Origin of the sequence: Kitasatospora sp. A2-31 (assembly GCF_022288725.1) — a bacterium.
In the GTDB taxonomy this organism is placed as follows: domain Bacteria; phylum Actinomycetota; class Actinomycetes; order Streptomycetales; family Streptomycetaceae; genus Kitasatospora.
In genome coordinates this window covers 61,388-74,881 of the sequence record NZ_JAKNTA010000013.1, presented here as the reverse complement: position 1 = coordinate 74,881, position 13,494 = coordinate 61,388, and the positions used below count along the sequence as shown (strand labels likewise).

The 13,494-nt window shown below is 72.8% G+C and carries 11 protein-coding genes; 6 read left to right on the top strand and 5 right to left on the bottom strand.

The window, feature by feature from the left end; genetic code table 11:
• The 3 genes from MCM47_RS30010 to MCM47_RS30000 form a co-directional block, all read right to left on the bottom strand.
• Positions 1-1,026 carry an amidohydrolase family protein gene (locus tag MCM47_RS30010; protein WP_238864837.1) on the bottom strand — a complete coding sequence of 342 codons (1,026 nt, stop codon included), beginning with the start codon at positions 1,024-1,026 and terminating at the stop codon, positions 1-3.
• A gap of 25 nt (positions 1,027-1,051) precedes the next feature.
• Positions 1,052-2,263: a 4-hydroxybenzoate 3-monooxygenase gene (locus MCM47_RS30005; RefSeq protein ID WP_238864835.1), complete on the bottom strand. Its 1,212-nt coding sequence runs from the start codon at positions 2,261-2,263 to the stop codon at positions 1,052-1,054.
• A 139-nt stretch (positions 2,264-2,402) separates the two neighbouring features.
• Positions 2,403-3,170 (bottom strand): IclR family transcriptional regulator, encoded by a 768-nt coding sequence (locus MCM47_RS30000; RefSeq protein ID WP_238864833.1) that lies wholly within the window; start codon positions 3,168-3,170, stop codon positions 2,403-2,405.
• A 74-nt stretch (positions 3,171-3,244) separates the two neighbouring features.
• Here MCM47_RS30000 and MCM47_RS29995 point away from each other — a divergent pair, with 74 nt between their 5' ends.
• Positions 3,245-3,937, top strand: a complete 693-nt coding sequence (locus tag MCM47_RS29995) for a substrate-binding domain-containing protein (protein WP_238864831.1) — start codon at positions 3,245-3,247, stop codon at positions 3,935-3,937.
• A 14-nt stretch (positions 3,938-3,951) separates the two neighbouring features.
• Here MCM47_RS29995 and MCM47_RS29990 read toward each other — a convergent pair whose 3' ends face one another.
• A complete protein-coding gene (locus MCM47_RS29990) occupies positions 3,952-4,395 on the bottom strand; it encodes a MarR family winged helix-turn-helix transcriptional regulator (RefSeq protein WP_238864829.1) in 444 nt (147 codons plus the stop codon).
• A gap of 93 nt (positions 4,396-4,488) precedes the next feature.
• Between MCM47_RS29990 and MCM47_RS29985 the strand changes: the two genes are divergently transcribed.
• From MCM47_RS29985 to MCM47_RS29965, 5 genes are all read left to right on the top strand, one after another.
• The gene (locus MCM47_RS29985) at positions 4,489-5,283 is read left to right on the top strand and encodes a crotonase/enoyl-CoA hydratase family protein (protein ID WP_238864827.1); all 795 of its coding nucleotides are present in this window, start codon (positions 4,489-4,491) and stop codon (positions 5,281-5,283) included.
• Positions 5,280-7,250 carry an acetoacetate--CoA ligase gene (locus tag MCM47_RS29980; RefSeq protein ID WP_238864825.1) on the top strand — a complete coding sequence of 657 codons (1,971 nt, stop codon included), beginning with the start codon at positions 5,280-5,282 and terminating at the stop codon, positions 7,248-7,250. Before MCM47_RS29985 ends, MCM47_RS29980 begins: the two co-directional genes overlap by 4 nt.
• Positions 7,247-8,131, top strand: coding sequence for a 3-hydroxyacyl-CoA dehydrogenase NAD-binding domain-containing protein (locus MCM47_RS29975; protein ID WP_238864823.1), 885 nt, complete (start codon positions 7,247-7,249; stop codon positions 8,129-8,131). Before MCM47_RS29980 ends, MCM47_RS29975 begins: the two co-directional genes overlap by 4 nt.
• Positions 8,132-8,139: 8 nt before the next feature.
• Entirely contained in the window at positions 8,140-9,000 is an 861-nt protein-coding gene (locus MCM47_RS29970) for an amidohydrolase family protein (RefSeq protein WP_238865080.1), read from the top strand.
• 278 nt (positions 9,001-9,278) lie between these two features.
• Positions 9,279-11,996, top strand: a complete 2,718-nt coding sequence (locus MCM47_RS29965) for a glycosyl hydrolase (RefSeq protein WP_374209234.1) — start codon at positions 9,279-9,281, stop codon at positions 11,994-11,996.
• A 718-nt stretch (positions 11,997-12,714) separates the two neighbouring features.
• Here MCM47_RS29965 and MCM47_RS29960 read toward each other — a convergent pair.
• Positions 12,715-13,425, bottom strand: a complete 711-nt coding sequence (locus tag MCM47_RS29960; RefSeq protein WP_238864816.1) for a YqjF family protein — start codon at positions 13,423-13,425, stop codon at positions 12,715-12,717.
• Positions 13,426-13,494 lie beyond the last annotated feature (69 nt).

Below are 13,494 nucleotides of genomic sequence, written 5' to 3'. Positions count from 1 at the left end.
TCAGCGGCCGGCCGCGGCGAGGCGGGCGGCGAGGCGGGGGTAGACGCGCAGGGCGTTGCCCGAGTAGACGGCGGCCCGCTCCTCGTCGGAGAGGTGCGGCGTGGCGTCGACGTACCGCTTGGTGTCGTCGAAGTGGTGACCGGTGCGCGGGTCGACGTCACGGACCGCGCCGATCATCTCGCTGGCGAAGAGGACCGACCGGCTGGGGATGACCCGGGTCAGCAGGTCCACGCCGGGCTGGTGGTAGACGCAGGTGTCGAAGAAGACGTTGTCCAGCAGCGTTCCGGGGTCCGGCCGGCCGAGCGCCGTCGCCAGGCCGCGGAACCGCCCCCAGTGGTAGGGCACCGCGCCGCCGCCGTGCGGGATCACGAACCGCAGCGTCGGGAAGTCGGCGAACAGATCGCCTTGGACCAGTTGCATGAACGCCGTGGTGTCGGCGTTGAGGTAGTGGGCCCCGGTGGTGTGGAAGGCGGGGTTGCACGAGGTGCTGACGTGGATCATGGCCGGGATGTCGTACTCGGTCATCGCCTCGTAGAGCGGGTACCAGCTGCGGTCGGTCAGCGGCGGAGCGGTCCACCTGCCGCCCGAGGGGTCGGGGTTGAGGTTGACCGTCACCGCACCGAGCTCCTCGACCGCTCGGCGCAGCTCGGGCAGACAGGTGGCGGGGTCGACGCCGGGCGACTGCGGGAGCATCGCGCCCATCGCGAACCGGTCGGGGTAGAGCGCGCTGACGCGGTGGACCAGGTCGTTGCAGATCCGCGCCCACACCGAGGAGACCTGGAAGTCGCCGATGTGGTGGGCCATGAAGCTGGCCCGCGGGGAGAAGATCGTCAGGTCGCTGCCGCGCTCGTCCATGAGCCGCAGCTGGTTGCCCTCGACGGCCTGGCGCAGGTCGTCGTCGGTGATGCCGAGGGTGGCGGGGTCGGGGGCGTCGCCGGCGGAGCCGGCCGCGGCCACCTGCCGGTCCCGCCAGTGCGCCAACTGCGGTGGTGCGGTGGTGAAGTGGCCGTGACAGTCGATGATCATGCGTGCTCTCCTGAGGGGGTCCGGCTCAGTCCTGGGCTGCGGCGGGCCAGCCGGTGTACTGCTCGGCGAGGAAGGTCCGCCCGGCCCGGGTGCCCACCGCGTTGTCGAGCTCTCCGAGCTGGCGCCGCAGGTCGAACGGCGTGGCGCCGGGCGCGGTGTGCAGCAGCCGGGTCATCCAGTACGAGAAGTTCTGTGCCCGCCAGACCCGTTGGAGGGCGCGCGGCTGGTAGTCGTCCAGCGCGGCCGCGCCCTCGCCGCCGAGCGCCCGCAGCAGGACGCCGGCGAGGACCTTCACGTCGTGCAGCGCCAGGTTCAGCCCGCGGGCGCCGGTCGGCGGTACGGTGTGCGCGGCGTCGCCCGCCAGCGCCATCGAGCCCCAGCGCATGGGCTCCTGGACGAAGGAGCGGAACCGCAGCACCGTCTTCTCGACGACCGGCCCCTCCTTGAGCCGGAAGCCGTCCTCACCGGCCACCCGGGCCTGGAGCGTCTCCCAGATCCGGTCGTCCGGCCAGGCGTCCACGGACTCGTCGGGGGCGCACTGGAAGTACATCCGCTGCACGGTCTCGGTGCGCTGGCTGATCAGCGCGAACCCGTGCTCGGAGTGGGCGTAGACCAGCTCGGGCGCGCTCGTCGGAGCCTCGGCCATGATGCCGAACCACGCGAACGGGTACTCCTTGCCGTAGCGCGCCCGCCGGTCCTCGGGCACCAGATCGCGGCACATGCTGCGCGAGCCGTCGGCGCCGACCACGTACCGTGCCCGGACTTCGTGGCGGGTCCCGTCCGGCGCGGTCCAGCGGACCCGCGGGGTGCCGGTCGTGATGTCGAGGACCTCGGTGTCGCCGACTCCGAAGTGGACCGTGCCGCCGTCCCGTTCCCTGGCATCGGCCAGGTCCACGAACACGTCGGTCTGCGGGTAGAGCCACACCGACGCGCCGACCAGCTCCCGGAAGTCGACGCGGTACGGCCGGCCGCCGAACCGGAGCTCGACGCCCTCGTGTTCGTGGCCGTCGAGCAGGATCCGCTCGGAGACGCCGGTCTCGACCAGGTCCCGGGCAGCGCCGGCTTCGAGGATGCCGGCCCGGTGCGTCGTCTCGATCTCGTGCCGGGTGCGGGTGTCGAGCACGATCGTCTCCACCCCGGCTCGCCCGAGCAGGTGGGCCAGCATCAGTCCGGCCGGACCGGCGCCGACGACGGCGACGGGGACCGAGGCGACGGTGTCGACGATGGCGTCGGCCATGGCATCTCCTGAGCGGTGGTGCGGGGTTGCGAACACCCCGAACGCTGACATCCGGGCACCCTCCGCGTCGCCGCTCCTTCCGCCAGGCGGAAGCCGCCGCCGGCCAGACCGCCGGTCAGGCCGTCGTGCGGGCCGCCGGTCAGGCCGTCGTGCGGGCCCGCCTGCCGAGCTCGTCGGAGATCCCCCGCACGGCCCTCAGCAGCGGCTCGCGCAGCCCGCGCGCACGGCTCGCGCCCCGCGCCGCGATGACGATCCCCAGGGCGGCGCTCACCGGGCCGGCGCGGCCGATCCGCACCGGCGCGGCCACCGCGACCGAGCGTTCCGAGAGCTGCCGGTCACTGACGAAGACCTGCTCTCGGCGGATCCGGTCCAGCTGCGTCCGCAACGTCTTCGGGTCGGTGACGGTGTGCTGGGTCCAGGCCCGGAGCGGCGACGAAAGGACCTCCTCCTGGATCTCCCGGGGCGCGTGCGCCAGCAGCACCCGGCCCATCCCGGTGGATCCGACGGGAAACCGGGACCCGACCATCGTGACCACCTCGACCGACCCGTGCCCCGCGATCCGTTCCACGAAGACCAGCTCCGTGCCCTCGCGCACCGCGAGCTGGACGTTCTCATGGGTCGCCTCGTAGAGATCCTGCATGAACGGCAGGGCCGCGTCGCGCAGGATCTGGGTCCGCGGACACCCCGAGGCGATCTCCCACAGGCGCAGCCCGATGTGCCACGATCCGTCCTCCGCGCGTTCGAGCGCTCCCCAGCCCGCCAGCTCCGTGACCACGCGGTGCGTGGTGCTCAAGGCCAAGCCCGTACGCTGAGCGATCTCCGACAGTGTCTGCGACGGGTGCTCACGGTCGAAGGCCGCGAGGACCTCGAGGACCTTTCCGGCCGCCGTGCTCCGGGGTGTGATCATCCGGCCAGTCTCGCAGACCGGCGCCGAGCCCCCTGGCACGCGTCGTACCGGCTGCCGGATCCCAAGGAGGCGATGTGACACAAGAGATCTGCGGGCTGTCCTCGATGGCGACGCGGCCGGTCCTGGCCGACCTCTCCGAACACCTCCGGCGCACCTGCGGCATCCCGGTGCGCTTCGAGTCGGCAGGCGGCGTCGAGGTCGCACGACGGGTGCGCGAGGGCGCCGAGGCCGACCTGCTCGTCCTCGCCGCAGGAGCACTGGCCGAACTGGAGGAGGAAGGACTCGTGCTCAGGGGCACGGTGCGCCCGCTGTGGGTCTCCCAGGTCGTCGCCGCGGTACCGGACGGGGCGCCGGTACCGGCGCTCGACTCGGAATCCGACCTGCGGGCCGCGCTCCTGGCCGCGACGGCGGTCGCGTACTCCACCGGTCCCAGCGGGACCGCTCTCATCGGGCTGATCACCCGGTTGGGGCTCACCGGCGCGCTCTCGGAGCGGCTTGTGCAGGCTCCGGCGGGGGTGCCCGCCGGCAGCCTGCTCTCGTCCGGCCGGGCCGACCTGGCCTTCCAGCAGCGCAGCGAGCTGACGGACCTGCCAGGCGTCGTCGTCGTCGGCCCGCTGCCGGGCGACACCGCGATCGACTCGGTCTTCAGCGGGGGCGTCCTGGCTTCGTCCGGCCGACCGGGCCGGGCCCGCGAGGTCCTCGACCTCCTGGCCTCCGACACGGCGTCGGGGATCGCCCGCGCCAGGGGCATGCGGCCGATCGGGTAGCAGGGTCGCCCCGGCTAGCCGAGTGCTTCGCGGGCGCGGTTGAGGTAGGCGCGGAAGGCCGTGCGCTCGCGGGCCGTGAAGCCCGTGAGCATCTCCTCCTCCAGTTCCCGGACGGCCGGGTCATAGCGGGCCAGCAGGGTGCGGCCCTCCTCCGTCAGGCTGATGACGTGGCGGCGCCGGCTCGCCGGGTCCGGGGACCGGGCGATGAGGCCCCGCCGCTCCAGCGCGCCGACCAGGTCGGACATGGACTGCGGTCTGACGAAGGAGTTGCGGGCGAGCTCTGCCGAGGACATGCCGTCCCGGCGCTCGAGCACGGTCAGGGCGGTGTACTGCAGCGCGGTGACGCCCGCAGGCTTGAGCAGTTCGTCGAGCCGGGCCCGGGTGGCCAGCTCGACCTGCTTCACCGAGTACAGCAACGACGGCGGAGCCACGTCCGTCACAAGCCCTCCCACCGTCATCAGGAAACCTGTCGAAAATTCTAGCCCGATCCCCTTGCCTGTCGGCGAGACGCTCTTCGATACTCAGGATTCCTGATAATCGAGGAGCCCTTCTTGACCACGCTTTCCATCGACCGCCGCGACGGGGTGGCGATCCTGACGCTCCGCCGCCCGGCCAAGCGCAACGCCCTCGACGACGCCACCGTGCTGGGCGTCGAGCAGTTCTTCCGGAAGCCGGGCACGGACGTCCGAGCCGTCGTCCTGGACGCCGAGGGTGATCACTTCTCGGCCGGACTCGACCTCGCCGAGCTGACCGAGCGGTCCACCGAGGAGGCGCTGGAGCACTCCCTCATGTGGCACCGCGTCTTCGACACCATCGAGGGCGGGCGCGTGCCCGTGGTGGCCGCGCTCAAGGGCGCGGTGATCGGCGGCGGCCTGGAGCTGGCCGCCGCCGCGCACATCCGCGTGGCCGAGCCGTCCACGTTCTACGCGCTGCCCGAGGGACAGCGCGGACTCTTCGTCGGCGGTGGCGGCTCCGTCCGGATCCCCCGGCTGATCGGCGCCCACCGGATGGCGGACATGATGCTCACCGGCCGCGTCCTCGACGCCGCCGAGGGCCAGGCCGCCGGACTCTCGCAGTACCTGACCGAGGAGGGCGGGGCGCGCGCCCGGGCCCTGGAGCTCGCGGAGCGGATCGCGGCCAACGCACCGCTGACCAACTTCGCCGTCCTCCAGGCGCTCCCCCGGATCGCCGAAGCCTCGCCCGCCGGCGGCCTGCTGCTCGAATCCCTCATGTCGGCCGTCGCGGCCGGCAGCCACGACGCCCAGGAGCGGATGCGCGCCTTCCTCGACGGCCGCGCCGCGAAGGTCTCCGCCGCACACGGTTCCCACGGGAAGGACGCCCGATGAGCGAGATCCTCAGCGCCCCCGGCCCCTCGGCCAGGGACGCGTCGGAGATCGGCCGCTACCTCCGCTGGCTGGAGTCCCGGCGGCAGCTGAGCTTCCCGGACTACGACAGCCTGTGGCAGTGGTCCGTCACCGACCTGGACGGCTTCTGGTCGTCGATCTGGGAGTACTTCGACGTCCGCCCCCACACCCCGCCCACGGCCACCCTGGGCCGCAGGTCGATGCCGGACACGGAGTGGTTCCCCGGCGCCGCCCTCAACTACGCCGAGCACGCGCTCGGCCGCGAGGAGGACCTCGACGCCGTCGCGGTCGTCGCCCGCTCCCAGACCCGGGCACCGATCGAACTGACCTTCGGCGAGCTCCGTGACCAGGTCGCCCGGGCCCGCGCCGGGCTGCTGCGCCTCGGGGTCCGCAAGGGCGACCGGGTCGTCGCCTACCTGCCGAACATCCCGGAGACGCTGGTGGCCTTCCTCGCCACCGCGAGCATCGGCGCGGTCTGGGCGGCCTGCGCCCCGGAGTTCGGCCCGCGCAGCGTGGTGGACCGGTTCGCCCAGCTCGAACCGAAGGTGCTGCTGACCGTCGCCGGCTACCGCTACGGGGAGCGGGACGTCGACCGCCGTACCGAGGTGGCGGAGATCGCCTCCCGGCTGCCCACCGTCGAACGGGTCGTCCACGTCCCGTACGGACCGAACGCCCTCCCCGACGCGCTGGGCTGGCCGGAGCTGCTGGCCGCACCGGCCGAACCGGCCTTCGAGCCCGTGCCGTTCGACCATCCGCTGTTCGTGCTCTTCTCCTCCGGCACCACCGGCATCCCCAAGGCGATCGTCCACCGGCACGGCGGGATCCTGCTGGAGCACCTGAAGAACAACGCGCTGAGCTGGGACCTCAAGCCGGGCGACCGGATGCTCTGGTTCAGCACGACCGCCTGGATGCTGTGGAACACCCTGGTCTCGGCGCTGCTCGTGCGCGCCTCGATCGTCATGATCGACGGCAATCCGGTCCATCCCGACCTGCGCGAGCAGTGGCGGATCGCGCAGGAGACGGGGACGACGCTGATGGGCGTCAGCCCCGGCTACCTCATGGCCTGCCGCAAGGCCGGGATCCGGCCCGCCGAGGAGTTCGACCTGTCGCGCCTGCGGCAGCTCGGCGCGGCGGGCAGCCCGCTCGCCGCCGACGGTTTCCGCTGGGTGGCCGAGCAGTTCGGGGAGCAGGTCCTCCTCAACGTCGGCTGCGGCGGCACCGACGTGTGCACCGGAATCCTCCAGGGCAGCCCGCTCCAGACCGTGCGCGCCGGGGAGATCTCCGGCCCCTGTCTCGGGGTCGCCGCGTACGCCTACGACGGCGAGGGCCGGCGGGTCGTCGGCGAGCTGGGCGAACTGGTGATCACCGAGCCGATGCCGTCGATGCCCGTCGGCTTCTGGGGCGACACCGACGGCTCCCGCTACCGGGCCGCGTACTTCGAGGAGTACCCGGGCGTATGGCGGCACGGCGACTGGGTCCGGTTCGCGCCCGAGGGCCACTGCGTCGTCGCCGGACGCTCCGACGCCACCCTCAACCGGGGCGGGGTCCGGCTCGGCACCGCCGAGTTCTACGCCGTCGTCGAGGACCTTCCCGAGATCGAGGACAGTCTCGTCGTCCACATCGAGGATCCCGAGGGCGGCAACGGGGAGCTGCTGCTGTTCGTCTCCGGCCCCGCGGAGGTGGACGACGCCCTCCGTACGAGGATCGCCCGCGCGCTGCGGTCGGCACTGTCGCCGCGGCACGTCCCGGACGTGATCGAGCGGGTGCCGGCCGTCCCGCGCAACCGCACCGGCAAGAAGCTCGAGGTGCCGGTCAAGCGGATCCTGCTCGGCGCGCCTCCCCAGTCCGTCTTCGGTGCCGACGTCCTCGCCGACCCGCGCTCCCTCGACCCCTTCGTCGCGTACGCCGCCGGGCGGGCCGCCGGTACCGCGCGCGGGAGTGCGTCGTGAGGGTCGCCGTCGTCGGCACCGGAGTCATCGGGGCATCCTGGGCCACGCTCTTCCTGCTGTACGGGCACGAGGTCGTCGCCAGCGATCCCGCGCCCGGCGCGCAGGAGCGGCTCCGGGCGGCCGTCGCCGCCGACCAGCGCCGGCTGTCGTTCACCCCCGACCTCGCCGAGGCCGTCGCGGACGCCGACTTCGTCCAGGAGAGCGGCCCGGAGCGTCCCGACCTGAAGGACGAGATCTTCGCCGTCCTCGACGCCGCCGCCCCGGAGGGGACGATCCTGGCGAGCAGTTCCTCCGGGCTGCTGCCGTCGCGGATCCAGCGGGCCTGCCCGGCTCATCCCGAACGGGTCCTCGTGGGACACCCGTTCAACCCGCCCCACCTCATCCCGCTGGTCGAGGTGGTACCGGGCGAGCGGACCGGCGAGGCCGCCGTCGACGAGGCCATGGGCTTCTACCGCAGTCTGGGCCGCCGTCCGATCCGGCTGCGCCGGGAACTGCCGGGCCATGTCGCGAACCGCCTCCAGGCCGCGCTCTGGCGGGAGGCGTACTCCCTGGTCGAGCGCGGCGCGGCGAGCGTCGCCGACATCGACGCGGCCGTCGCCCACGGCCCCGGCCTGCGCTGGGCACTGCTCGGGCCCTTCCTCAACCAGCACCTCTCGGGCGGCCGGGGCGGCATCGCGCACGTCCTGGAGCACCTCGGCCCGCCCATGGAGGAGTGGTGGGCCGACCTCGGCGCCCCGCGACTCACGCCCGAGCTGACGCGCGCGATAGCCGAAGGCGTCGTCGACGAGCTGGCCGGAGCCGCGGAGGCCGACCTCGTCGCGGAACGCGACGCCCTCCTCTCCCTCCTCCTCGACGCCAAGAACCGGACCGACCACCTGTGAGCACTCCGATGAACCCCGCCGACCCGGTCGCCATCGACTTCCACGTCCACGTGGAGCAGGACGCCCACGGCCACCTCGCGCTCGACGCGGAGCTGATGGACGCCTCGGCCGCCTACTTCAGGTCCGGCCAGGACCGCACACCGACCGTGGAGCGCCTGGCCGCGTACTACCGCGAGCGCCGCATGGCCGCGGTGATCTTCACGGTGGACGCCACCACGGGCCTGGGCCATCCCGCCCTGTCCAGCGAGGAGATCGCCGAGGCGGCGACCGCCCACCGCGACGTCCTCATCCCGTTCGGCTCGGTCGACCCGCACCGGCCCGACGCCGTCGCCCGGGCCCGCTCGCTCGTCCTCGACCACGGCGTCCGCGGCTTCAAGTTCCACCCGAGCCTCCAGGCCTTCGCGCCGAACGCCCGCGAGCACTACCCGCTCTACGAGGCGATCCAGGAACTGGGCGTCCCCGCCCTGTTCCACACCGGGCAGACCGGAATCGGCGCGGGCCTGCCCGGTGGGCGCGGCATCAAACTGCGCTGGTCCGACCCGATGCTCCTGGACGACGTCGCCGCCGACTTCCCCGGCCTGACCATCGTCCTGGCGCACCCGTCCGTGCCCTGGCAGGACGAGGCGATCTCCGTCGCCACGCACAAGGCCAACGTGTACATCGACCTGTCGGGGTGGTCGCCGACGTATTTCCCGCCGCAGCTCGTGAAGGCCGCCGGTTCCTTCCTCCGGCACAAGGTGCTGTTCGGCTCGGACTACCCCGTCGTCACTCCCGATCGCTGGCTGGCGGACTTCGACGCCCTCGGCGTCAAGCCGGAGGTCCGCCCCCTGATCCTCAAGGAGAACGCCGCCCGCATCCTCGGTCTCTGACGGCGCGTAGGGGCCCGGTGCTCCGCACCGCGCCCGACCGGGCAGGGACTCCGACTCCGCCCGCGACCGTCCGCCGCCGACCGTTCCCACCCCGCCCTCCCGCCGCGCTCGCGGGAGGGCGGGGCCTTCTGTTTCGCTTCAACTCTCTCAACTGACTTGGTTTTAGAGATTCGTTATGCGCGATCCCTTCACGCCGGCTGGCACGACCCGCGAAGCTTCGACCGGATCCGCCGGAGCCGCGCGACCGCGCGACCCGCCGCATGGGGAGGACCATCATCGTGCCCAACAGGCAACGCCGACGGCTGCTGCTGCCCGCCGTCACCCTGACCGCGCTCGGACTGACCACCACCCAGGCCCTCGCCGCGTCCGAGCCGCCCAAGCCGCGCCCGCACCAGGCCGAGCACCAGGCCCGGGTCGGCCAGAAGCACGCCGAGAAGGTCCAGGGCACGGGCACCGCCTCGCCCGCCTTCTCCGCCAAGGCGGACACCCCCGGCGGCGACGGCGACGGCGGCGCGGACGAGGCGGAGAACTCCGCCGAGGGCGTCGCGCAGTACACCGAGGCCCGCACGGCCCCCGGCGTGGTCGCACCCGGTGCCTACGGCGCGGCCTGGTCGCAGCTCCAGTCGATGCCGCACACCGACGGCACCTGGAAGCACGTCACCAAGAAGCCGTACAACTCCGACGATCCGCGGTACCGCGACGTCAACTCCAACTCCAGCGGCGGCGCCGGCAACGTCACCGGCCGCATCACCGGTATCGCGGCCGACGACGACGGCTACGTGTACGCGGGCGGCGCCAACGGCGGTGTCTTCCGCTCCAGCACCGGCGGCGGCGCCTGGGAGCCGATCGCGGACAACCTGCCGTCGCTGTCGACGGGCACGCTGAACCTGGACGGCGGCGGGCGGCTCTGGTACGCGACCGGCGAGTCGAACACGGGTGCCACCTCGTACGTCGGCACCGGCGTGTACGTGCTCGCCGACCCGAAGCACGGCCGGTTCCAGCCCGGCAACCGGGTCGGTGGCGCCGAGCTGGAGTCGACGATCGTCCACGCGCTGCGCTTCGGCGGCGGCACGGTGTGGGCGGCGACCAGCAGGGGCGTGTGGAGTCACTCCACCACCGACCTCTCCGGCCCGTGGACGCTGGAGTTCGCGCCCAACCCGGACTACCTGCCGGGCGGTTCGAAGGCCAAGGACCCGAGCGCGCCCTACAAGAACATCGCGAACGACATCGCGATCGACTCCAAGGACCCGTCCAAGGTGATCCTGGCGGTCGGCTGGCGCGGCGGCGACACCTACAACGGCTTCTACAGCAAGGCCGCCGACGGCAGCTGGCAGCGGGTGGCCTCGCTGGGTGAGCTTCCGACGGACGCGGCGAACGTCGGCAACGTGACCTTCGCCCGTTCGGCGGACGGCTCGCGCTACTACGCGATCGACCAGTCGCCGGACGTGATGGCGCACAACCCGGACACCGGTCTCAAGGGCATCTACGTCTCCAAGTCCGGTTCCCCGTCCGGCCCGTGGACGCTCATCGCGGACAAGGACAAGATCAAGAACTCCGGTTCGGCCCTCCAGGGCCCCGGCTACCAGCCGGGCATCCAGTCCTGGTACAACCAGTTCCTCCAGGTCGACCCGGCCAACCCGGACCACCTGTACGCCGGCCTGGAGGAGGTGCTGGAGACCAGGAACGGCGGCTCCACCTGGACCGTCCCCGGCCCCTACTGGAACTTCCCGTTCCCGTGCTGGAGCATCGACCCCACCAAGCAGACCGGCGACTGCTCACCGACCACCCACCCCGACCAGCACGCCGTCGCCATCGGCTCGTACAAGGGCAAGACCAGCGTGTACGTCGGCAACGACGGCGGCATCTACTCCCGCCCCGTGAACGGCGCGGTCGACTCCGGCGGGCACGCCAAGGACTGGAAGTCCCTCGCCGACGGCACCATCGACACCCTCCAGTACTACTCGGTCGGCGTCGGCAAGGACCCGGCGGACCGCACCGGCAAGGGCGTCGTCGTCAGCGGCGGCCTCCAGGACAACGGCGAGTCCGTCCTGCGCGCCCACGACAAGGTGATGGGCTCCGACTTCGGCGGCGACGGCGCCGACACCCTGGTCGACCCGGACAACGGCTGCAACATCGCCGAGGAGTACGTCTACCTCGACGTGTGGGTCACCCAGAACTGCGCCGTCAACGACGGCAGCTGGTCCACCGACCCGTCGAAGGCCACCTCGTACGAGGTCGCCCCGCCCGACAAGGACACCGGCTCCGCCCGCTTCATCGCGCCGATCACCAGTGACCCGAAGGACGTCGGCACCTGGATCGCGGGCGGCCGGCACGTCTGGGTGCAGCACAAGGGCTACGCGATCCGCAGCGGCAGCGAGTGGACCAGCGCCTACGACCTGGGCGCCGGGCACGTCGCCACGGCCGTCGCCACCGTCAACGGCACGGTGTACGCGGGCTGGTGCGGCCCCTGCAACAACCAGGGCTTCAGCCGCGGCATCGCGGTCGGCAGGACCGACGGCACCGGCTGGCACCAGCTCGACCTGCCGGTCGACGGCACCCTGCCGAACCGCTACATCTCCTCCTTCGCAGTGGACGAGAAGGACGCCCGGCACGTCTTCGTCGCCTTCAACGGCTTCTCGCGGACGTGGACCGAGGGCCCCGGCGCGGGTGTCGGCCACCTCTTCGAGACCCGTGACGGCGGCGCCACCTGGACCGACGTCTCGGCCAACCTGCCCGACGTCCCGGCCACCTCGGTCAAGCTCCTGCCCGACGGCGGCCTCGCCCTGGGCACCGACCTGGCCGCGTTCTACCGCGCGCCCGGCGAGACCACCTTCTCGGTGCTCGGGGAGGAACTGCCCACCACCTCCGTCCAGCAGCTGAAGACCGGCCCCGACGGCAAGCTCTACGCTGCCACCTTCGGGCGCGGCATCTGGGCCGTCAACCTGCGCGCCCTCAACGAGGACGACGCCAACCGGGGTGACGACGACCAGGACTGACCGCCTCCGGCGTGGACCGACCGGTGCCCGGCCCGCTCACCCCGAGCGGGCCGGGCACCGGCGTTCCGGAACCGGCGCGGCACCACCAACGTCCAAACCCGGGACCGTAGGAGACCGGAGACGCCCGACCGTGAAGAGAACCCTCGCCGCCCCGGCCGGCGCACTCCTGCTGCTTCTGACCCCGGCCTGCGGATCCGGCGGCGGTGCGTCGCCGACACCCACCACCTCGCCCACCTCTCCCGCCCGGAGCACGGCCCAGGCGGCGGCGGACATCCGCAGCCCCACGTCCACCGGGGCTCCCGCCGAACCGGCACCGGCACCGGGGTCGCCCTCGACGGGTGCAGGAACGACCGCCCTCCGGCCTCCCGGGAGCACCGCAGCCCCGACCCGGACGGCCTCGCCGGGGTCCGCACCCGCAGGCAGCCGTGCTCCCGTCGCAACGGCGCCGAGCACCGTGCCCGCTCCGACCCTGCCTCCGAACGACGGGGAGAACCCGATCGACCTTCAGCACCGCCCCGGCGGCGGGTCTTCCCGCCCGGCGGGCTGACCGGAGCAGCGACGGCATCACCGTACGGCGGTGACCTCGACGGTTCCCGGCGGGCGGGGGGGAGCTCGCACCGACGGGGGCCCTGGGCCGCTCCCCTGGGCGGTCCGGCCGCCTGGCGCCTCGATGCACCGCCCGCCGCCGTCTTGAGCAGCACAGGACCGCGGAGCGAGGTCAGGGGGTCCAGGGGCCGAACCTCACCGGTACTCCCGGGGAGAAGAGCACGCTCGTCGGCGGTCCGTCGACCTCGACGCCTGCGGACCGGACGAGATCCTGGTCCAGCTGCAGGACGGCGGCCTCGTGCAGGGGCCACTGCGGATGCTCGACCGGCAGGTACACGGTGCGGCCGAGGGCCTGGGTGTGGAGACCCCACCGTGCGGTGAGGAAGTCGGCGAGCGGGCCCGGAGGTTGGAGCCGCGGACCGATGCCGGCGGCGAGCACGCAGGCGGCCGGGTGCCGTGAAGGGCTCCGCACCCGGCTGGCGAGGTGCAGCACGTCGCCGTCGGCCGTCCAGTGCGTGCGTGACCAGCGGTAGGGCAGACCGAATGCCGCCCTGGCGACGAGGACCGCGGCGAGCCGTGGGCAGTCGAGTGAGCGGAACACCACTCCCCGGCGACCCTGGCCGTCCACCGAGTACAGCCTGACGTTGACCTCGGGGAAGGTCCCGCACCAGGGCACTCCGCCCGAGCGGCCGGGCCCCAGCCTCTCCATGCCGAAGGCGACGAGGCCGACCCAGCTGGTGCCGTTCCAGACGTCGGGGACCACGCCCGGCGGCATCAGGTGCGCGACGGCCCGGGGGTTGACCGGCCAGTGGAGGAACAGCACGTTGCGCCAGTACTGCGACAGCAGAGGGAAGCCCACCCGCCGCGGCGTCGCGCGTGTCACCGGTTCGATCATCACGGGTGTCCCTCCCGACCGGATGCAGTTGCGACCCCCCATGCTGCGACGGACGGC

What these genes read in the sequence shown, in the direction of transcription:
- MCM47_RS30000 (WP_238864833.1), bottom strand. Translation starts at nt 3,170, where the DNA reads ATGATCACACCCCGGAGCACGGCGGCCGGAAAGGTCCTCGAGGTCCTC.
- MCM47_RS29990 (WP_238864829.1), bottom strand. Translation starts at nt 4,395, where the DNA reads ATGACGGTGGGAGGGCTTGTGACGGACGTGGCTCCGCCGTCGTTGCTG.
- MCM47_RS29980 (WP_238864825.1), top strand. Translation starts at nt 5,280, where the DNA reads ATGAGCGAGATCCTCAGCGCCCCCGGCCCCTCGGCCAGGGACGCGTCG.
- MCM47_RS30010 (WP_238864837.1), bottom strand. Translation starts at nt 1,026, where the DNA reads ATGATCATCGACTGTCACGGCCACTTCACCACCGCACCACCGCAGTTG.
- MCM47_RS30005 (WP_238864835.1), bottom strand. Translation starts at nt 2,263, where the DNA reads ATGGCCGACGCCATCGTCGACACCGTCGCCTCGGTCCCCGTCGCCGTC.
- MCM47_RS29970 (WP_238865080.1), top strand. Translation starts at nt 8,140, where the DNA reads ATGAACCCCGCCGACCCGGTCGCCATCGACTTCCACGTCCACGTGGAG.